The following is a 17607-nucleotide window of genomic DNA, read 5'->3' on the forward strand; positions in this document are numbered from 1 at the left end:
ATCAAACTTGACTACCAGCGTGCCGGTGAACCGTATGCCCGTCCGGGCACTTAGTCAAACTTGATTAGCGAAATTTCTCCGAGCCCGCTGTCCGATTCCGCCGAGCGCGCCTCGCCCCGCTCAGCGCGCGTCCCCCGGATGGGGCTCCCCCGTCGCGTACGGGTTCTCGTCGTCGTCCGCCAGCACCCCCACGAACGGGTCCCCCTCGCCGGAGAAGACGTACGCGCCGCCCCTGATCCGCTCGATCAGGCCGCGGGTCCACTGGGCGCCGGTGTCCGCGGAGGTGACCCAGTAGTTCATGATCTCGCCGATGTGGCCCAGCTGTTCGGGCCCTTCTTCGGGGGTGTAGTACTCGGTGACGCCCTTGCGCCACTCCTCGATGGACCGCACCCGTTCCTCAAGCAGTTCGAGGACCTCCTCGCGGTCCAGGTCGACCATGAGGCCGAGCGCCGCGGTGAGCACGTCCGGCTTCTGGTCGTACGCGGTGAGGTACTGGCGCAGCAGTGTGAGGTACTCCCCGGTGCCCGCCTCCGTGATCTCGTACTCCGTGCGCGGCGGGCCGCCGGCCGTGGAGGGCGCGATCTCGTGGGCGAGCAGCAGTCCCTGCTTCGCCATCTGCTTGAGCGCGTGGTAGATCGAGCCCGGCTTGGCGTTGGACCACTCGTGCGCGCCCCAGTACTCCAGGTCGTTGCGCACCTGGTAGCCGTGGGCCCGGCCGTGCTGGCGCACTGCGCCGAGCACGAGGAGACGGATCGCTGACATGGAGCCAGCGTATGGCCCGTCTCCCCTGGGCCGGGCGGCACCTCACCCCAAGGCCCCACCCCCAGGCCCCGCCCCCGAGCCCTCTCAGGACTCACCCCCAGGAGGCGCCCTGCTGCTGCGCGACCAGCTCGAAGGCGGTCCTGCCGTCCAGGGACTCGCGGATGACGTCGGCGTGGCCGGCGTGCCGGGCCATCTCCGCGATCAGACGGAGCATCACCCAGCGCATGGACACGGCCTCGTCGTCCGGGAACCAGGGCTCGTCGGGCAGCGGGAAGGTGTCGTTCAGGCTGGGCACGGACCGGATGAAGTCCTCGGTCTGCCCGGCGATCTTGTCCCACTGGGCGAGCATCGACTCGACGGTCTCGTCGCCGACGAGCCGGAAGCTGTCGCCCCAGTTCTCCTCGGAGCGCTGGATGTCGGGCGCCACCTGCCGGGCCCGCGAGAGCCAGCCCTGCTCGGTCTCGGCGACGTGCTTGAGCAGCCCGGAGAGCGAGAGTTCGCTGGCGCTCGGGCGGGTCGCGGCCTGCTCGTCGGTCAGGCCGAGCAACGTGCGGCGGATGCCCCCGCGCTGCTCGTCCAGGAAGGCGAGCAGCGCCCCGCGCTCGTCGCCATGGGCCTCCGCGTGCACGTGCATGACCATGAGTGGCCGCCTCTCATCGGGTCCTCTTGCCTGCTGACATCAACCAAGTTACGGACCCTTGCGGACAACTTCTGTCCTCAACGAGAACCGGCTCCGGGCGGAATTCCGGGACTCTGGGACTCCGGGACTCCGGGCGGAAGACCGGGACTCTTCAGACCCGCGTGCCCTCCACGACCGGCGCGGCCCCGTGCCGTCGCTTGCGCTGCGTGTACGTACTGACCGCCCGCCACAGGTCCCGGCGGTCGACCTCGGGCCACAACGTGTCGGTGAAGTGGAGTTCGCTGTAACTGAGGTGCCAGGGAAGGAAGTTGGAGATCCGGTGTTCCCCGCCCGTGCGCCACAGCAGGTCGACCTCCGGAAGGTGCGGGTGCGGCAGGTGGGCGGCGAGGAGGCGTTCGTCGATGTGGTCCGGGTCCAGCTCGCCCGCCGCGGCCGCGCGGGCCAGCCCCGCCGCGGCCTGGACGAGTTCGGCGCGGCCTCCGTAGTTGACGCACAGCGTGAGCGTCAGCCCGGTCCGGTGGCGGCTGTCGCGCGCGCTCTGCCGCAGCGCGTCGGCCAGGTCGACCGGAAGCCCCTCGGGACTGCCCGCCCAGCGCAGCCGGACGTCGAGGGAGCGCAGGTCCGAGTCGCGCAGGGTCTCGTGCATGGTGCGGAACAGCCGGGCGACCTCGCTCGCGTCGCGCCGCCAGTTCTCGGTGGAGAACGCGTAGAGCGTCAGGTGGCTCAGACCGAGCTCCAGCGCCCCGTGGACGACATCACGGGTGGCGTCCGAGCCGACGCGGTGGCCCTCGCTGCGGGGCAGTCCCTGCTGGGCGGCCCAGCGGCCGTTGCCGTCCATGATGACGCCCACGTGCCGGGGCAGCCGCTCCGCGGGGATGTCCGGCGCGCACTCCCCGCTCGGGTGGGGGCGGGGCGGCACCGGCGGAAGGAACGCCGGATCGGCCTCGCGCCTGGGCTCGGGCAGGGTCACCGCGGGCTCGGCCGGCTGCACGAGCGCGGCCCGGCGCCAGGCGCGTACGGCACGGACACGGGCGGGGGCGAGCAGCCGCAGCCGTACCGCCGGGGACAGTTCGGCGGTGCGGTGCAGCAGCGCGGGGCCGAGCCGGCGGGCGGTGCGGACGCGGGCCCGGAAGATGTCGGTGGAGGTGCGGAGCAGGACGGCCATCCCCGGATGCACCCCCCGCTGCAGCGCGGGCTGTTCCAGCCAGTCGTGGGCCTGTTCCGTCAGGCCGGTGATCAGTGCCTCGACGGGCGGTGTCCAGCGGCGGGCGAGGAGGTCGGCCTCGGGGACCCCATGGGCCGCGAGGGCCTCCTCGGGGAGCGTCAGGATGCCGCGGCCGAGGTCGGACGCCAGATCGGTGAGCGTGTCGGTGAGGTAGAGGCCGTCGAGGAAGGCGGGCATCGCCTCCAGGTGCTCCTGGCGGACCGTGGTGGGAACTCCGGCCCGGGTCAGGAGAGTCAGGCACCACATCGCCCACGGGGTGTTCTCCGCCTGGGTGCGCAGGCTCCAGTCGCGCCAGGTCTGGGGACGGCGGCCCGAGGCGTCCTCGCGCAGGGCGGTGAAGACGGGCGTCAACGTCTCGACGTCGAGTTGCCACGTTCGGATGGTGTCCGCGAGCGCGCGGCGGACCGGATCCCCACGGTCCCGGCCGTCACCCCCGGGCCCGCGGGAAAGCCCCGCGCGGGAGGGCCGCGCGGGCGACGGTCCCACGGGCGAGGACCCCGGCTCCGACAGCTCCGCGCGCAGGGCGTCCACCCAGGCCTGCAGCCTCGCGGCGCGCTCGGCCGGGCTGCCCTCCCCGTCGTCGACGAGGGCGTCGGTCGTCACGGCCGCCGCGTACATCGCCCAGCACGCGGGGCGCAGCGCGGCCGGCATCAGCTGCATGACGGAGTACTCGACGGAGCGGGAGGACCTCACCAGCCGTCGGCAGGACGCGTAGGCGGCGGCGATGTCGGGGGCGGAGTCCGACGCGGGGTCGGGGGCGGCGGGCTGAGGGAGAACGGGGGACAAGGAGCCCTTCTTTCACAGCCGTCACGTCTCACGTCACGCCTGGCGATAGGTCGGAAATGCGGTCGCCGTCGGCCCGGAACGGCCCACGGACCGGCCTGGTGCGGCACTCTCTCAACGACCCTGCACGGCCCTCGGAACGGCCTGGTGCGCCACCCGACGGTTGCGCCCTTCCTACCGGGCCCGTCGCCGCGCCGCGCGGGCTCGGCGACCTTCTCGCCCGATCGTGGTACGCCGCCGGGGCGGAGAACGGACATGGGTTAGGTTCCGTAGGCGATCGGTCACGAACAGTGACGCACCGTCAACACAGGGCGCCAGCCCGGGATGTGAGCCAGGCATGAGCGATTCCGTGGACGCGATCGTCGTGGGGGCCGGCCCGGTCGGCTGCGCCGCCGCGCACGCGTTGGCCGACCGCGGTGCCCGGGTCGTGGTGGTCGAGCGCATGGAGCGGGGACCCGCCTCGCCGTTCGCCGTGGAATGGCTGCATCCGACCGCCGCCGATGTGCTGCTGCGCTGGGGCCTCAGGCTTCCGGAGGGCGGTCACGTCCGGGGTACGGGCGTCAGCATGCACCTGGCCGACGAGGGGCACGAGCCGGTCGTGGTGCCGTACCGGCGGGGCATGCGGGCGGTGTCCATGCCCCACGCGGAGCTGGTGGACGCGCTGCGGGACAGCGTCGTGGAACGGCCCGGGGTGGAGGTGCTCACCTGCGCCCGGGTCACCTCGGCGACACCGGACGGCACGGTCCGGCTGACCCGGGACGGGCAGGAGACGCGGCTGCGCGCCGATCTCGTGGTGGCGGCGGACGGCCGCTCCTCCGGCGTGCGGCGCGCGCTGTTCGGGCACACCCCGCAGACCGTCGTGTCGCACTCGGCCGGTGTCGTGCTCGAAGGACCGGGGCTGCCGGTCTACGAGTTCTTCCAGGTCGCGAGCGAGGTGCCCGGGCACGGTGTGGCCATCTACTCCATCGCTCCCGACACGATCCGGGTGGTCCTCGACGTACCCCCGACGCATCCGCGACCGCCGGCGCTGCACGCGTATCTGCACCGTCATTTCGTGCCGCTGATGCCCGAGGTGCTGCGGCGGCCGCTGGCCGATGCCCTGGCGGCGGGCCGGCTGACGTGGTCCGCGACCGGTTTTCGCCCCCGTGTGCACTACGGGCAGGGCAGGATCGCGCTGGTCGGCGACGCGGTCGGGCACATCCACCCGATCCTCGCGGCCGGCACGACCCTCGGCATCCAGGACGCCCTGAGCCTGGCCGCGCACGGCTCGGCCGAGGCGTACGCCCGGGAGCACGCGGGAGCGGGAGCGGCGACCGGGCGGGTGGCGATGGCGCTCTACCGTCTGCTGAGCCGTCAGGAGCCGGGCACCGCGCAGACGGCGAGGATGGCCGTCGACCAGCTGCGCCTCAGCCCCGCGCTCCGCGACGCGGTCGGGGACCTCCTCACCGGTGACGAGCCCGGCGCGGCCCATCTGCCGGTCGTGACGGCGTTCTCCACGATGCTCGGCATCCCGGCGCAGGACATCGCCGCCGCGTACGGGCCGGACGCCTACCTGCTGAGCCGCCGCTGAGGCGTGCCGTGCGCGCCGCTCGCCCCGTGTCCCCGAAACACGGCACGGGGCGCCCTCGCCGAAGCCGGCAGGGGCGCCCCGTAACGGAGTTGGCAGGTCAGAACGGGAAGAAGCTGCGCCCGTGCTGGACCGAGATCCACTTCTGGGTGGTGAAGGCGCCGACCGTCGACTCGCCGTTCAGCCGGCCGATGCCCGAGGACTTCTCGCCGCCGAAGTCGACCAGCGGCTCGTCGTGCACGGTGCCGTCGTTCACGTGGAACATGCCCGTGTCGATCTGCCTGGCGAAGGAGACACCGCGCTCGACGTCGGCGGTGTGCACGGCACCGCTCAGCCCGTACGGGGTGTCGTTGACGATCCGCACGGCCTCCTCCTCGCCGTCGAACGGGACGAGGAGCGCCACGGGTCCGAAGATCTCCTGGCGGAGGATGTCGGAGTCGGCGGGCAGGCCGGTCAGCACGGACGGCTCGACGAGGTTGTCGGTGACGGTGCCGTGCACGAGGGCGGTGGCGCCCTCGGCGATCGCCTGGGTCACGACGCCCGAGACGGAGTCCGCCTGCGAGGAGTTGATGAGCGGGCCGATGACGGTCCCCGGGTCGTTCGGGTCGCCGACCTTGAGCGTCTTCACCTTGGCGACGAACTTCTCGGTGAACTCGGCCTCGATCGAGCGGTCCACGAGGACACGGTTCGCGGCCATGCAGACCTGGCCCTGGTGCACGTACCGGCTGAAGACCGCGGCGTCCACGGCGTAGTCGATGTCCGCGTCGTCCAGGACCACCAGCGCGCTGTTGCCGCCGAGTTCGAGGACGGAGCGCTTGAAGTTCGCGGCGCAGACGGTGGCGACGTGGCGGCCGACCTTGTCGGAGCCGGTGAAGGAGATGACCTTCGGGACCGGGTGCTCGATGAAGGCGTCGCCTATCTCCGCGATGTCGGTGATCACGACGTTGAGCAGACCGGCCGGCAGACCCGCGTCCTCGAAGATCTTCGCGACCAGGGAACCGCCCACGATCGGGGTGTTCTGGTGCGGCTTGAGGACCACGCCGTTGCCGAGGGCCAGGGCGGGCGCGACGGACTTCAGCGACAGCAGGAACGGGAAGTTGAAGGGGCTGATCACACCGACGACGCCGACCGGGACGAGGTAGAGGCGGTTCTCCTTGCCGTCGACCGGCGAGGGGATGATCCTGCCCTCGGGGCGCAGCGCCAGGTTGACCGACTCGCGCAGGAACTCCTTGACGAGGTGCAGTTCGAAGCCGGCCTTCAGATGCGTGCCGCCGAGCTCCGCGATGATCACCTCGGCGATCTCCTGCTCGCGCTCCTCGATGATCCGCAGGGCCTTCTCGAACACCGCACGACGCGCGTACGGGTTCGTCGCGGCCCATTCCTTCTGGGCGCGGGCGGCGGCCCGGTAGGCCTGATCCACCTCGTCGACCGTGGCTATCGTGATCGACGCGAGCTTCTCACCGTCGTACGGGTTGAAGTCGATGATGTCCCAGGAGCCGGTACCGGGACGCCACTCGCCGTCGATGTACTGCTGAGCCAGGTCGGTGAAGTAGGACGACATGTGATCCCTCAATCCCTTGCTGCCGCAGCAGACACCCGAACGATCATCTTCACGGTCTGATCACACGTCATCGTACTGGTGTCGCACGGCAGTTGGAGAGCGGATTCAGGAGAGCTGCAGCAGACCCCTGAGCAAGTCACGGCTCTCGTCGGGACCAGGGCTGTCCTGCTGGAGCTCCTTCATCGCCTTCTCGTACTGGGTGACGTCCTCGCGCTTGTCCAGATACAGCGCGCTGGTGAGCTGCTCCAGGTATACGACGTCGGACAGGTCGGACTCGGGGAAGCTGAGCACCGTGAAGGCCCCGCTCTCGCCCGCGTGCCCGCCGAAGCTGAACGGCATGACCTGCAGCCGCACGTTGGGACGCTGGGAGATGTCGATGAGGTGCTGGAGCTGACCCCGCATCACCTCCCGGTCGCCGTACGGGCGTCGCAGCGCGGCCTCGTCGAGTACGACGTGGAAGTCCGGGGCGCTCTCCGACACCAGGTACTTCTGGCGCTCAAGGCGCAGCGCCACGCGCCGCTCGATGTCCGCCTCGCTCGCGCCCTTCATGCCCCGGGCCACGACCGCGTGCGCGTACGCCTCGGTCTGCAGCAGGCCGTGCACGAACTGGACCTCGTAGGAGCGGATCAGGGACGCGGCGCCCTCCAGGCCGACGTAGGTCGGGAACCAGCTGGGCAGGACGTCCGAGTAACTGTGCCACCAGCCCGCGACGTTGGCCTCCTTGGCGAGGGAGAGCAGGGAGGCGCGCTCCGCCTCGTCGGCGATCCCGTAGAGCGTCAGCAGATCCTCGACGTCTCTCGTCTTGAAGCTCACCCGGCCCAACTCCATACGGCTGATCTTCGATTCGGAGGCGCGGATCGAGTAGCCGGCCTTTTCCCTGGTGACGCCGCGCGACTCGCGCAGCCGCCTCAGGTGTGAGCCGAGCAGCATGCGCCGTACCACCGATCCCGACTCCTGCGCGCTCACGTTCGTCCGCCTCCCCAACCCGTCTTCAAGGGCCGCAGTCTGCCACTAATTCACTCCAAGCAGTACTCGTTCGATTACAGAAACGGCAAGGTTTCAGCGGGGACACACAGGATTCGGCAAGGAGAAGACAAGCCAGACACAAAAAAGCGGCGCGAAGGCCCCGGAAAAAATGACCAAGAAGCGGTATGGGAAGGTCCAATTCGGGCACGTGCACGTGCATCTGCCCTTGCATCTGCCGAACGCATTCGGAACGATGGTCTCGCGCCACCGCTGCATCGCAACGACCGCGAACCCCGGGAGTGCCTCGCATGGGGACGAATGGATCGACCATGCTCGAGCCGTTACGGCAGGGGCTTCCGCCACTGGACCCCGCGTCCGTGTCCAACGCCGCCTCCTGCGCCCTGCCGCCCCGCTACGAAGCGGTGCGCGACGCGCGGCAGTTCACCCGCCGCACGCTGGACCAGTGGGACATCGGCAACCGCTTCGACGACGTCTGTCTGGTGGTCTCGGAACTCGTCACCAACGCGCTGCGGCACGCCCTGCCCGCGGACACTCCACGCCCCTGCGACCAGGACGCGCCCGTGCGGCTGCACCTGATGCGGTGGACCGAGAGACTCGTGTGCGCGGTGCGCGACCCCAGTCACGACAGCCCGGTCGCGGGCGACTCCGAGGACTTCTCGGCGGAGTCGGGCCGCGGGCTGTTCCTGGTCGACTCGTTCGCCGACGGCTGGGGATGGCACCCGCTCGCCGGCACGCTCAACGGCAAGGTCGTCTGGGCGCTGTTCCGGCTGGGCCCTTCCGCATGAGGAACCGCGGCGCTTTTTCGCGCCGCGGTTCTACGCGCGTTACCGGCCGTCTACGGTCCGTGAACATCCCCGAATAGGGTGAGTTGCCCCCGCCGGCCGACTGCAGGCCTGCTCCCGGCGGCCGACTGCGGCCCGCCCTCAGCCCGCGATCAGGTGGTCGAACTCGCCGTCCTTGATGCCCAGGAGCATCGCCTCGATCTCGGCGGGCGTGTAGATGAGGGCGGGGCCGTCGGGGAAGTTCGAGTTGCGCACCGCCACCTCGCCGCCCGGCAGCCGGGCGAACTCCACGCAGGAGCCCTGCGAGTTGCTGTGCCTGCTCTTCTGCCAGGCCGCTCCGCGCAGCTCCGTGGCAGCCATGCCGTTGTACACGTCGTGGTCCACAGGTCGCTCCCCGGTGGTGCATTGGCGTCTGTTGCCAGTGATGCAGTGTTGGTCAACTGCCCGGATCATAGCCGCTCTTCACATGCAGTTGCATGAGCAGATGCACGTGCACGGGGGGTGGTCCTACGATTACATGTTTGACGGTCCCACGGGCCGAATCGTTCCAACGCCTTCCCCCGCATAAGTAAGGGACGCGTACCGGGCCCTTTGTGTTCCGAAACGGCCGTACCCCGCGCCCCACAGGGGCGCGGGGAACTGCGCGACCAGCCACGGACGGCCCGCAGCCGAAGCGCTTCCGGCGTCGGGCTCAGCGCGACGAATACGGAAGCAAAGCCATCTCGCGTGCGTTCTTGATCGCGCGGGCCAGCATGCGCTGCTGCTGGGCGGTCACCCGAGTGACCCGCCGGCTGCGGATCTTGCCCCGGTCGGAGATGAACCTCCGCAGCAGGTCCGTGTCCTTGTAGTCGATGTACGTGATCTTCACCGTGCCCAGCGGATTGGGGCGCGGCGACGGCTTGCGGTCGGGCTTGCGGGGCATGGTCAGACCTCCAGGAGGGAGTCGAAGGCGGGCGGGAGCTGTTTCCAGGCGGTGCGGCCGGCGGCGTACTCCGCGTCCGTCAGCAGGCAGGACTCCAGGAGCAGTTCGAGTCCGTCGCGGTCCAGGCCAGGTGACGTGAAGACGAGGTGCTGGCAGCAGTCGCCGTGCTCCGGGTGCCAGTCGAGCGCGGCGGCGGCACGGCGTACCGGCGGCACCAGTTCCCAGGCCGCGTCGGGCAGGGAGGCCAGCCAGGGTCCGGCGTTCTCCACGCACAGGGCGCCTCCCGCGGCGTCCCAGTGCAGCAGCGTGTCGGGCCGGTCCGCGAGCCAGAACCGCCCGCGGCTGCGCGCCGCCGCACAGCACAGATCCTCCAGCGCCGCGTACAGCCGCTCCGGGTGGAACGGCCGCCGCCGGTGCCATACGAGCGTGGCGACCCCGCACTCGTCCGCCTCGGCCGGCAGCAACGCGCAGGCCGGATGCTGCGCGGCGGCGGCCGCCTCCACGTCGAACCCGCCGAACGCGGCTTCCGCGAGCGGGGACCGCCCGGGGGCCGGGTCCGCCGAGGCGAGCCCCGCCGGTCCTGCCGGTCCCGTGAGGCCCGGCCCCTCGGCCGATCGCCTCTCGAACCACGACTCCCAGTCGCTGCCGTCTCTGCCCGGCAGGTCGCCGCCCGGCAAGTCACCGCCCGGGAGGTCGCCGTCGCCTATCGGGACCTGGCGGGCCGTCGGGTGGAGTTGGGCCAGGAGGGCGCGGTCCTCGTCGTCGGCGTCCTCCGATGTGGCGAGGGCCAGGACGGGCGCGTACTCCAACTGGCGGGCGAAGGTGTCGGCGACCGTGCGCTGGTCGGTGGTGGCGGCGGCGAGGCCCGCCTCGGCGAGGTCGTCGCCGTTGCCGAGGTAGGGCAGCACCAGGGCGGGGTCGACCGCCGTGATGACCCCGGTCAGGCGGAGGTCCGCGCTCTCCATCGCCTCCGCCACCACCTCCGCCATCGCCTTCGGCTCGACCGAGTCCCAGAGCTCGACGACCGCGAGCCGGGTCAGCCCGTCATCCGCGAGGCGCTCCAGCTCGGGGACCAGGTCCTCGCGCAGGGCGCAGCACGCGCAGTCGTTGACGAGGGGCGCCTCACCGGCGGAGACGATTCCGGTGCGGTCGCGAACGGTGCGAACCACCGTGCCCTGTACGGCCGTTGCCAGGTCGTGGTGGAGCGCCACCGACCCGGGCACCTCGGCGAGCAGCCGGTCCACGGCCGCCCGCCGGGCATCGGCGTGCAGCCCGCCCACGATGGCGACGGACAGCATCACCGCTCCCCGCGCCGGTCGTCGTGCTCGCCGACACGTCGGCCGTCGCGCCTGCCGAACCGTCGCTCGAAGCGCTCCACGCGGCCGGCCGTGTCCATGACCCGGGCCGTCCCCGTGTAGAAGGGGTGGCTCACGTTCGAGATCTCGACGTCGACGACCGGGTAGGTGTTGCCGTCCTCCCACTCGATCGTCTTCCCGCCTGCCCCGGCGACGAGGGTCGAGCGGGTCAGGAAGGCGTGGTTCGCGGCCCGGTCCCGGAAGACGACGGGACCGTACGCCGGGTGGATTTCCTCGCGCATGAGGCTCAGCGCTCCTCTCGGAAGTCGACGTGCCGGCCGGCGACGGGGTCGTACTTGCGCAGGGTCATCCGGTCGGGGTCGTTACGGCGGTTCTTGCGGGTGACGTACGTGTAGCCGGTCCCGGCCGTGGACCGGAGCTTGATGACCGGACGGAGTTCGTTGCGTGCCATGTGGCTAGTATATGAAAACGGATCCCATTATCGATAACGAGAAATCAGAGAGGTACGTCACTCACATGTCCGCGCACTGCATGCTGACCGGGGCCCAGCCGGGCTTCGGGAACTCCATCTCCCACTCGCACCGGCGCACGTCCCGCCGCTTCGACCCCAACATCCAGAGCAAGCGCTACTGGCTGCCGGGCGAGGGCCGGTACGTACGGCTGCGGCTGAGCACGAAGGGCATCAAGACGGTCGACGTCATCGGTGTCGAGGCCGCCGTGGCCCGGATCCGGGCCCGTGGGGTGAGGGTCTGATGGCCAAGAAGAGCAAGATCGCGAAGAACGGGAAGCGGCAGGAGACCGTCGCCCGGTACGCCGAGCGACGGGCCGAGCTGAAGGAGATCATCCGCAGGCCGTCCTCGACGGACGCCGAACGGTCCGCCGCCCGGCGCGAGTTGGAGCGGCAGCCGCGGGATGCGAGCGCCACGCGCGTACGCAACCGGGACAGTGTGGACGGGCGTCCGCGCGGCTACCTGCGGAGGTTCGGGCTCTCCCGGGTGAACCTGCGGGAGCAGGCGCACAAGGGGTTCCTGCCGGGGGTCCGGAAGTCCTCCTGGTAGCGGAGTAGCGGACTCCGGCGGAGGCGCCGACGCTCCCCCGGTGCCGGGCGGGCGTGCTTCGTGTCCTGCGGGCGTGCTTCCCGAGGTGCCGGGCGAGGGGCCTGGTAGCTTGCTGGCGGTCGTTCCCGGTTGCATCGGCGCCACCGGCGGTACCCGTCGGGTACCGGCGACTCGTCCGGCCAGACCCTTGGGGGCTTCAGTGACTTCGGCGACCATCTCGCGCGGGCAGACGCGGATCGCGGCCGCGGCGGTGGGGCTGGCGGCCGCGCTCGTCCTGACGACCGGCTGCAGCGGTGACGACGGCGGGAGCGACGACTCCCCCTCCTCCACCGGCACGGCGTCGACCGGGTCGGCCGACGCCGACACCGGTGGCGGAACCGGTGGTTCCGGCGGTTCCGGTGATTCCGGTGGGAGCAAGGGCAAGGTCGGGGCGCTGGAGGGCAGCTGGCTGGCCACCAAGAGCGGCAAGGCCGTGGCGCTGGTGATCACCGGCGAGGAGGCCGGGCTGTTCTCGACGGGCGGGTCCGTGTGCAGTGGCACCGCCGGTGAGACCTCGGGCATGCGCATGATCGAGCTGAAGTGCTCCGACGGGAACAAGGACCGGACCGAGGGCATGGTCGACTCGGTCGACTCCACGACCCTCAAGGTCACGTGGGAGGGCTTCGGCGAGGAAACGTATACGAAGGCGGAGGGCGGGAAGATGCCGTCCGGGCTGCCTACGGCGAGTCTGGGGTCCTGACGGGCCGGGTTCGGGGTTCTGAAGGCCCGAGTCCGGGGTCCTGACGGCACGGTTCGCGTCGCGCGGGTTCATCTCGCGTTGACTCATGTCTCGTCGGTTCGCTTCAGCGGGTCGCGGAATCCTTCGGGTTTCGCGGCCCGTCCGGCTTTTCGGGGGCCGTTCCGTCGAGCGTCATGGGCGGTACGGCCGTGTCGAGGGCCTCGGAGAGCTCGGTGAGGGTGTCGAGGACGAGGGTCGCGGTGTTGCGCAGGACCTTGTCGGTGTCCTCCGTCTCCCAGGCGTCCAACGCCTCGCGCACCGCGTCCCAGGTGGGAACCCGGCGCTCGCGGATGGCCTTCGCGCCCTTGTGGGTCGACTCGCGCAGGGCGTCGGCGAAGCGGGCGGCGGGCGGCACGGGGGTCGCGCCGCGTTCCGGGAGGTGGGCCTCCAGGAGCATGGCCACGCGGCCCAGTTGGGCGAGCGCGTCTTCGGCGTCGTCGGCCGCGGTGCGGGAGAGGCCGCGGTGGCGGACCGGTTCGGCAGTGGCGCGGGCCACCGCCGCGTGCCAGGCCGCGCGGGCGGTACGGGCGGTGAGCAGGGCTCCGCGGACGTCCGGGGCGTTGCTCGCGGACGGGTCCGCGTACGAGCCGAAGACCGCGGCCGCGTACGGGCCCTGCGCGGCCAGCCAGTCCGCGAGGCGGGTGCGCAGGCGCGGGGTCTCCCAGGCCGGGTACACGGCGTACGCCAGCATCGCGAGGAATCCGCCCATGAGGGTGAGCAGGACGCGTTCGGGCACGGTCTGGGTCCACTCCTCGCCGCCCATGCCGAGGAGGAAGACGACGTACGCGGCGATGCAGGCCTGGGTCGCGAACTGGCCCGTGCGCATGAGGAGGTACATGAGGGCGGCGCTCGCCACGGCGAGTGTGCCGGACTGGAGCGTGCCGGGGGTTGCCGCCTGTACCACGCCTGTGGCCACGGCCACGCCGATGACCGTGCCGGCCAGGCGGGCCACGGCCCGGCTGTAGGTCTGGGAGAAGTCCGGGCGCATGACCATGACCGAGGTCAGTGGGGCCCAGTAGCCGTGGCCCAGGGGGAGCAAGGTGCCGAGGATGTAGCCGGTGGCCGCCACTGCGGAGACGCGGGTGGCGTGGCGGGTGATGGGGGAACCCCGGTGGAGCTCGCTGCGCATGGCTTTGAGGGCTTTGGGGATGAGGGCGAGGAAGGTGGGGCGGCGCCTTGGGGGGTGGTGGGGGGCTGTTCTCGGGCGGGTGCGGGTCGGTTGTGGCTGGTCGCGCAGTTCCCCGCGCCCCTTTGGGGCGCCCCCCTGCAGGGCGCTTTCCTGCGGGGCTCCCCCCGCCGTTTCCACCACGTCCTGGAGGAGGGTGTTGAGGCGGGTCATCGCTCGGTAGGGGGCGCCGGTGAGGATGCTGCCGGTGTCCGGGGTGCGGAAGGTGGCGAGGGCTGCGGGTGGGACGGAGACGGGCTCGCCGTGGCGGATGGCGTGGGCGGCGGCGTCGAGGAGGGCTGCTGCGGAGGCGAGGAGTTCGCGGACGCGGTCGCGGGCCGGGCCCTCGGCCGGGACGCCCATCGCGGGGTCGGCGAGGGAGGCTAGGACCGGGCGGATGCGTTCGGCGATGCCTCGGGCGCCGTGGAGTTCGGCGGGGCGGCGGCGGGCCTGGCGCGGGGTGACGGCGGCCGCGTTGCGCGCCTCCATCAGGGGCTGCGGGTCGAAGGACGCGACCGGGTCGTGCCGCAGCCGGCGCGCGTAGTCGGCCTCGGCGGCCAGGGCGTCGGCGAGCGCGTCACGGTGGGCACCCCAGCGTCGTACGGGGAACAGGACGATCAGCGCCGCCTGCACCAGGCCGCCCACGATCATCATCGCGGCGTGGCCCGCGGCCTGGGCGACGGAGGTCGGCAGAGTGACCGTCACCAGCATGATCGCCACGTTCGAGGAGGCGATCAGGCCGATGGTCGGGCCCGCGGCCCAGCTCATCCCGGCGGCGAAGGCCCACACCACGAGCAGCGCGAGGAAGAGCGGCTCCTTGGAGATCGTGAGGTAGCCGAGGAACGTGGACACGGCAAGGCTCGTACCGGAGGCGATGGCCAGTTCGGGGCGGGGGCGCCAGCTGCGCTGGAACGTCGCGATGGCCGCCTGGAACGCCCCGAAGGCCGAACTCGCGGCGGCTGCCGGGCCGAAGAGCCACAGGCTCAGCGCGATCACGATCGCGAGTCCCGCCGCCCCGCGCACCGCGATGAGCGGTTCGAGCCGCTTCTTCTCGACGGCGATGCCGGAGCGAGCAGTGTCCTTCAGCGCCCGTCGCCAGCTCACCGCGCCAGCGTACGCCGCGGGATGGCCGATACCCGTGACCGATACCGATGGCCGATGACCGATGACCGATGACCGATGACCGATGATCTACGAGCACCGCCATGCACCGGAAGTCCCCGCAAGCCGGACCCAGAAGCAGGTCCCGGAAGTCAGAGGTAAGCCATGCGCACCCGACCGATAGCCGTCTCCGCACTCACCGCCCTCGTGGCGGCCCTCACCCTGACCGCATGCGGCGACGGCGGCAGCGGTGACAAGGGGGGCAAGGGGAGCAAGGGGGACAAGAAAGCCGACAGCTCGGCGTCCTCCGCCGGCTCCACCGCTTGCAAGGCCGACCAGGTCGGGCAGGAGGTCGCCGCGAGCGAGGCCCCGGCCGCCGGTGACACCGGGAGCGTCTCCGTCACCCTCACCAACCGCTCCGGCGGCGACTGCACCCTGGAGGGCTTCCCCCGCGTCGACCTCACCGCGGGCGGGACCACCTGGTCCCTCACCCCGGAGGACTCCGCGAAGCCGGAGAAGCTGACCCTCAAGCCGGACGAGACCACCGCCTTCACGATCACGTACGTACGAGGACCCGCGGGCGACGCGACAAAGGGTGCCGCCGTGCAGACCGCGAAGTTCGGCCTGCCCGGCGCGGGCGCCGACCTGTCCTTCCCCTGGAAGTACGGCGAGGTCGCGCTGCGGAGCGAGAGCGAGCCGGACGCCTCCGTGGGCCCGTTCTCACGCGCCGGCGACTGAGTCACCGGACCCGGGCACCGGACGCGACGCGGGGCACGGGCCCTGAACCACCGCCCCGGATCCGTCCGGGTCACCGCAGTGGCGGCCGTGCCCTCACCTGGGCGCGGTCCGCCGCGGCGGCTCCTTCCTCCCAGCCGGCCGCGTCGTTCACCCCGCGCAGCCTGGTCGTGACGGTCGCCGGGAACATCCGCTCGGTCTCGTCCGTGACCGCCACGTCCCGGGCCGCCAGAACCGGCAGCAACTCCCCCTCGGAAGCGGTCACCTGCCCCTCCGCCGCCTCCGCCAGCCGGTCGCCGATGCGATGGGCGTACGCGGCGAGGAAGGACTGCCGGAAGGACTTCGTACGCTTCCTGCCGCCCGCCCGCTGTGCCGCCTCCGCCTTCGTCATCGCGGCGGTGGCCTGCACGAGGAGCGAGGTGTAGAGGAGTTCGACGGCCTCCAGGTCGGGTTCGAAGCCGACGACGGTCGAGAAGCCGAGGGCCTCGTTCCAGACCGCCCGGCAGCGGTTGGCGCCGGACACCGCGTCCAGGAGTACCGCCTTGGCCGTCTCGTAGGGCGGGTCGACGCCGATGCGGCAGGCGCCGGGCGCGTCCTTGGCGTGCGTACGGGCCGCCAGCAGCGCCTCGTCGATGCTGTGCCGCGCCATCAGCTCCTGTGCCTTGGCGCTGAGCGCCTCCGCCTCCTCCGGGAACCCGGTCGCCTCGGCCTTGGCGAGCAGGGCACGGATGCGGGTGAGCATGCGGGAGTCCTTCGGGGCGCCGGCCGTCCCCTTGGGCGCGTCCACGTCCAGCGGCTCGATGGAGGGCAGGCGGAGCAACAGCCGGTACAGCCCCAGGACGGCGGTGGCGTACGAGAAGCGGTCGGTGCGGGGTTCGGGGCGGGGTGGCGCCTTCGTCCCGGCCGTCTCGGCGGTCAGCTCTTCGAGCTGTGCCGTCCAGCGCGGGCCGCGCGGCTGTCGGTTCCGGCCGCTCTCGCCGAGGATCAGCGCCGACACCAGGCGTACGTGTGTGTCGTCCAGCTCGCGGCGCACGATCCGTACGACATCGGCGGGCTGCCAGCCGCGCCGCCAGGCCCCCTCGACGAACTCCTCGCCGCGGCGGGTCAGTTCGGCGTCGGACGCGGGGTCGGAGGCGAGGAGCGAGGCACCGGTGTCGAGGGCCGCGTCGGAATCGGCGTAGAGGGCGGCCTCGAAGGCGCGCTCCACGGTGCTGGGCGTACTGCTCATTCCTCGATCGTGTCACGCGTCGGAGTGGGGGCGGCCCTGGCCCCGGGCGCCTCCGAGCAGGCGACGGCCGGGTGTCAACTCGGGGTTGACACTCGCCCACTGTCAACCTACGGTTGACACATGACCACGAATCCACGTGCCACCACCTCCGTACGCCTCGACGATCTGATCGAGGCCATCAAGAAGGTTCACGAAGACGCTCTCGACCAGCTCCAGGACGCGGTGATCGCGGCGGACCACCTCGGCGACGTGGCCGACCATCTGATCGGTCACTTCGTGGACCAGGCACGGCGATCGGGCGCGTCCTGGACGGACATCGGCAAGAGCATGGGCGTCACCCGGCAGGCGGCCCAGAAGCGGTTCGTGCCGAAGGCGGAGTCGGACCTCGACCCCAGCCAGGGCTTCAGCCGCTACACACCACGGGCCAGGAACGTGGTGATCGTCTCCCAGAACGAGGCCAAGAACGCGGGCAACGACCTGATCCGCACCGAGCACCTGATCCTCGGTCTGGTCACCGAGCCGGAGGGCCTCGGGGCGAAGGCGATCACCGCGCAGGGCATCACCCTGGACGCCGTGCGCGAGGCCGCGACCGCCGCACTCCCGCCGAGCGCCGACGACGTACCCGCGCTCATCCCCTTCGACAGCAACGCCAAGAAGTCCCTCGAACTCACCTTCCGCGAGGCCCTCCGGCTCGGCCACAACTACATCGGCACGGAGCACATCCTGCTCGCGCTGCTTGAGCACGAGGCCGGTGCGGGTCTCCTCAGCGGACTCGGCGTCGACAAGGCGGCGGCCGAGGCGAACATCGCGGAGGCGCTGGAGAAGGTGCGGGAGTCCCTCCAGGAGGGCTGACCGGACCCGACAGGGAAGAGTGGCGGCCCCTCCGGGGGGCGACCGGCCGCGCCCCGTACCTGGCGGCCGGTCTCTCCGGGGGGCGACCGGCCGCGCCCTGTACCCGGCGCCGGGCACGGCCCTGAACTGCGGGACTCGTGGTTCG

19 protein-coding genes are annotated in these 17607 nt (G+C 71.5%); 7 read left to right on the forward strand and 12 right to left on the reverse strand.

The features are described from left to right. Positions 1-120: 120 nt before the first annotated feature. The 3 genes from ACFWXQ_RS31310 to uppS all read right to left on the reverse strand — a co-directional run bounded on the left by ACFWXQ_RS31310 (position 121) and on the right by uppS (position 3413). Positions 121-762: a PadR family transcriptional regulator gene (locus tag ACFWXQ_RS31310; RefSeq protein WP_383935718.1), complete on the reverse strand. Its 642-nt coding sequence runs from the start codon at positions 760-762 to the stop codon at positions 121-123. Positions 763-853: 91 nt separating this feature from the next. Further along, positions 854-1402: a DinB family protein gene (locus ACFWXQ_RS31315; RefSeq protein ID WP_383935716.1), complete on the reverse strand. Its 549-nt coding sequence runs from the start codon at positions 1400-1402 to the stop codon at positions 854-856. 151 nt (positions 1403-1553) lie between these two features. Further along, positions 1554-3413: a polyprenyl diphosphate synthase gene (uppS, locus tag ACFWXQ_RS31320; protein WP_383935714.1), complete on the reverse strand. Its 1860-nt coding sequence runs from the start codon at positions 3411-3413 to the stop codon at positions 1554-1556. A 334-nt stretch (positions 3414-3747) separates the two neighbouring features. On the opposite strand from uppS, the gene ACFWXQ_RS31325 reads away from it, so the two are divergent. Continuing rightward, complete coding sequence (locus tag ACFWXQ_RS31325) at positions 3748-4980, forward strand: FAD-dependent oxidoreductase (RefSeq protein ID WP_383935712.1); 1233 nt, start codon at positions 3748-3750, stop codon at positions 4978-4980. A 97-nt stretch (positions 4981-5077) separates the two neighbouring features. On the opposite strand, the gene ACFWXQ_RS31330 is transcribed toward ACFWXQ_RS31325, so the two are convergent. Further along, complete coding sequence (locus tag ACFWXQ_RS31330) at positions 5078-6538, reverse strand: aldehyde dehydrogenase family protein (RefSeq protein WP_383935710.1); 1461 nt, start codon at positions 6536-6538, stop codon at positions 5078-5080. Between the two features lie 105 nt (positions 6539-6643). Then, positions 6644-7468 (reverse strand): helix-turn-helix transcriptional regulator, encoded by an 825-nt coding sequence (locus ACFWXQ_RS31335; protein ID WP_200401721.1) that lies wholly within the window; start codon positions 7466-7468, stop codon positions 6644-6646. Between the two features lie 365 nt (positions 7469-7833). Between ACFWXQ_RS31335 and ACFWXQ_RS31340 the strand changes: the two genes are divergently transcribed. After that, positions 7834-8310 (forward strand): ATP-binding protein, encoded by a 477-nt coding sequence (locus ACFWXQ_RS31340; protein ID WP_234048372.1) that lies wholly within the window; start codon positions 7834-7836, stop codon positions 8308-8310. 138 nt (positions 8311-8448) lie between these two features. Here the strand turns inward: ACFWXQ_RS31340 and ACFWXQ_RS31345 are convergent, their stop codons facing one another. The 5 genes from ACFWXQ_RS31345 to rpmG all read right to left on the reverse strand — a co-directional run bounded on the left by ACFWXQ_RS31345 (position 8449) and on the right by rpmG (position 10996). After that, on the reverse strand, positions 8449-8667 hold the full coding sequence (locus ACFWXQ_RS31345) for a DUF397 domain-containing protein (protein WP_200401720.1): 219 nt from the start codon (positions 8665-8667) through the stop codon (positions 8449-8451). A 331-nt stretch (positions 8668-8998) separates the two neighbouring features. After that, the gene (gene rpsR / locus ACFWXQ_RS31350; protein ID WP_383935709.1) at positions 8999-9229 is read right to left on the reverse strand and encodes a 30S ribosomal protein S18; all 231 of its coding nucleotides are present in this window, start codon (positions 9227-9229) and stop codon (positions 8999-9001) included. A gap of 2 nt (positions 9230-9231) precedes the next feature. Next, positions 9232-10527, reverse strand: coding sequence for a GTP-binding protein (locus ACFWXQ_RS31355; RefSeq protein WP_383935707.1), 1296 nt, complete (start codon positions 10525-10527; stop codon positions 9232-9234). Next, positions 10527-10826: a type B 50S ribosomal protein L31 gene (locus ACFWXQ_RS31360; protein WP_383935705.1), complete on the reverse strand. Its 300-nt coding sequence runs from the start codon at positions 10824-10826 to the stop codon at positions 10527-10529. Before ACFWXQ_RS31360 ends, ACFWXQ_RS31355 begins: the two co-directional genes overlap by 1 nt. A gap of 5 nt (positions 10827-10831) precedes the next feature. Continuing rightward, on the reverse strand, positions 10832-10996 hold the full coding sequence (gene rpmG / locus ACFWXQ_RS31365; protein WP_030573688.1) for a 50S ribosomal protein L33: 165 nt from the start codon (positions 10994-10996) through the stop codon (positions 10832-10834). Positions 10997-11061: 65 nt separating this feature from the next. On the opposite strand from rpmG, the gene rpmB reads away from it, so the two are divergent. The 3 genes from rpmB to ACFWXQ_RS31380 all read left to right on the forward strand — a co-directional run bounded on the left by rpmB (position 11062) and on the right by ACFWXQ_RS31380 (position 12342). Then, the gene (gene rpmB / locus ACFWXQ_RS31370; RefSeq protein WP_143640365.1) at positions 11062-11298 is read left to right on the forward strand and encodes a 50S ribosomal protein L28; all 237 of its coding nucleotides are present in this window, start codon (positions 11062-11064) and stop codon (positions 11296-11298) included. Beyond that, entirely contained in the window at positions 11298-11603 is a 306-nt protein-coding gene (gene rpsN, locus ACFWXQ_RS31375) for a 30S ribosomal protein S14 (protein WP_383935703.1), read from the forward strand. Before rpmB ends, rpsN begins: the two co-directional genes overlap by 1 nt. A gap of 199 nt (positions 11604-11802) precedes the next feature. Beyond that, positions 11803-12342: a hypothetical protein gene (locus ACFWXQ_RS31380; protein WP_383935701.1), complete on the forward strand. Its 540-nt coding sequence runs from the start codon at positions 11803-11805 to the stop codon at positions 12340-12342. A gap of 103 nt (positions 12343-12445) precedes the next feature. Here ACFWXQ_RS31380 and ACFWXQ_RS31385 read toward each other — a convergent pair whose 3' ends face one another. Beyond that, the gene (locus ACFWXQ_RS31385; RefSeq protein WP_383935699.1) at positions 12446-14650 is read right to left on the reverse strand and encodes an FUSC family protein; all 2205 of its coding nucleotides are present in this window, start codon (positions 14648-14650) and stop codon (positions 12446-12448) included. A 162-nt stretch (positions 14651-14812) separates the two neighbouring features. Here ACFWXQ_RS31385 and ACFWXQ_RS31390 point away from each other — a divergent pair, with 162 nt between their 5' ends. After that, positions 14813-15385: a DUF4232 domain-containing protein gene (locus ACFWXQ_RS31390; protein ID WP_383935697.1), complete on the forward strand. Its 573-nt coding sequence runs from the start codon at positions 14813-14815 to the stop codon at positions 15383-15385. 70 nt (positions 15386-15455) lie between these two features. Here the strand turns inward: ACFWXQ_RS31390 and ACFWXQ_RS31395 are convergent, their stop codons facing one another. After that, on the reverse strand, positions 15456-16610 hold the full coding sequence (locus tag ACFWXQ_RS31395) for a DUF2786 domain-containing protein (RefSeq protein WP_383935696.1): 1155 nt from the start codon (positions 16608-16610) through the stop codon (positions 15456-15458). A 120-nt stretch (positions 16611-16730) separates the two neighbouring features. On the opposite strand from ACFWXQ_RS31395, the gene ACFWXQ_RS31400 reads away from it, so the two are divergent. After that, positions 16731-17462, forward strand: a complete 732-nt coding sequence (locus ACFWXQ_RS31400; protein WP_383935694.1) for a Clp protease N-terminal domain-containing protein — start codon at positions 16731-16733, stop codon at positions 17460-17462. Positions 17463-17607: the final 145 nt, after the last annotated feature.

Source organism: Streptomyces sp. NPDC058697, from assembly GCF_042715345.1.
Lineage (GTDB): Bacteria > Actinomycetota > Actinomycetes > Streptomycetales > Streptomycetaceae > Streptomyces > Streptomyces liliifuscus.

Bases quoted from the DNA above. Each gene is read 5' to 3' on its own strand.
- ACFWXQ_RS31310 (WP_383935718.1), bottom strand. From the start codon at position 762: ATGTCAGCGATCCGTCTCCTCGTGCTCGGCGCAGTGCGCCAGCACGGC.
- ACFWXQ_RS31315 (WP_383935716.1), bottom strand. From the start codon at position 1,402: ATGGTCATGCACGTGCACGCGGAGGCCCATGGCGACGAGCGCGGGGCG.
- ACFWXQ_RS31325 (WP_383935712.1), top strand. From the start codon at position 3,748: ATGAGCGATTCCGTGGACGCGATCGTCGTGGGGGCCGGCCCGGTCGGC.
- ACFWXQ_RS31330 (WP_383935710.1), bottom strand. From the start codon at position 6,538: ATGTCGTCCTACTTCACCGACCTGGCTCAGCAGTACATCGACGGCGAG.
- ACFWXQ_RS31335 (WP_200401721.1), bottom strand. From the start codon at position 7,468: ATGCTGCTCGGCTCACACCTGAGGCGGCTGCGCGAGTCGCGCGGCGTC.
- ACFWXQ_RS31340 (WP_234048372.1), top strand. From the start codon at position 7,834: ATGCTCGAGCCGTTACGGCAGGGGCTTCCGCCACTGGACCCCGCGTCC.
- ACFWXQ_RS31345 (WP_200401720.1), bottom strand. From the start codon at position 8,667: ATGGCTGCCACGGAGCTGCGCGGAGCGGCCTGGCAGAAGAGCAGGCAC.
- rpsR (WP_383935709.1), bottom strand. From the start codon at position 9,229: ATGCCCCGCAAGCCCGACCGCAAGCCGTCGCCGCGCCCCAATCCGCTG.
- ACFWXQ_RS31355 (WP_383935707.1), bottom strand. From the start codon at position 10,527: ATGCTGTCCGTCGCCATCGTGGGCGGGCTGCACGCCGATGCCCGGCGG.
- ACFWXQ_RS31360 (WP_383935705.1), bottom strand. From the start codon at position 10,826: ATGCGCGAGGAAATCCACCCGGCGTACGGTCCCGTCGTCTTCCGGGAC.
- rpmG (WP_030573688.1), bottom strand. From the start codon at position 10,996: ATGGCACGCAACGAACTCCGTCCGGTCATCAAGCTCCGGTCCACGGCC.
- rpmB (WP_143640365.1), top strand. From the start codon at position 11,062: ATGTCCGCGCACTGCATGCTGACCGGGGCCCAGCCGGGCTTCGGGAAC.
- rpsN (WP_383935703.1), top strand. From the start codon at position 11,298: ATGGCCAAGAAGAGCAAGATCGCGAAGAACGGGAAGCGGCAGGAGACC.
- ACFWXQ_RS31390 (WP_383935697.1), top strand. From the start codon at position 14,813: ATGCGCACCCGACCGATAGCCGTCTCCGCACTCACCGCCCTCGTGGCG.
- ACFWXQ_RS31395 (WP_383935696.1), bottom strand. From the start codon at position 16,610: ATGAGCAGTACGCCCAGCACCGTGGAGCGCGCCTTCGAGGCCGCCCTC.
- ACFWXQ_RS31400 (WP_383935694.1), top strand. From the start codon at position 16,731: ATGACCACGAATCCACGTGCCACCACCTCCGTACGCCTCGACGATCTG.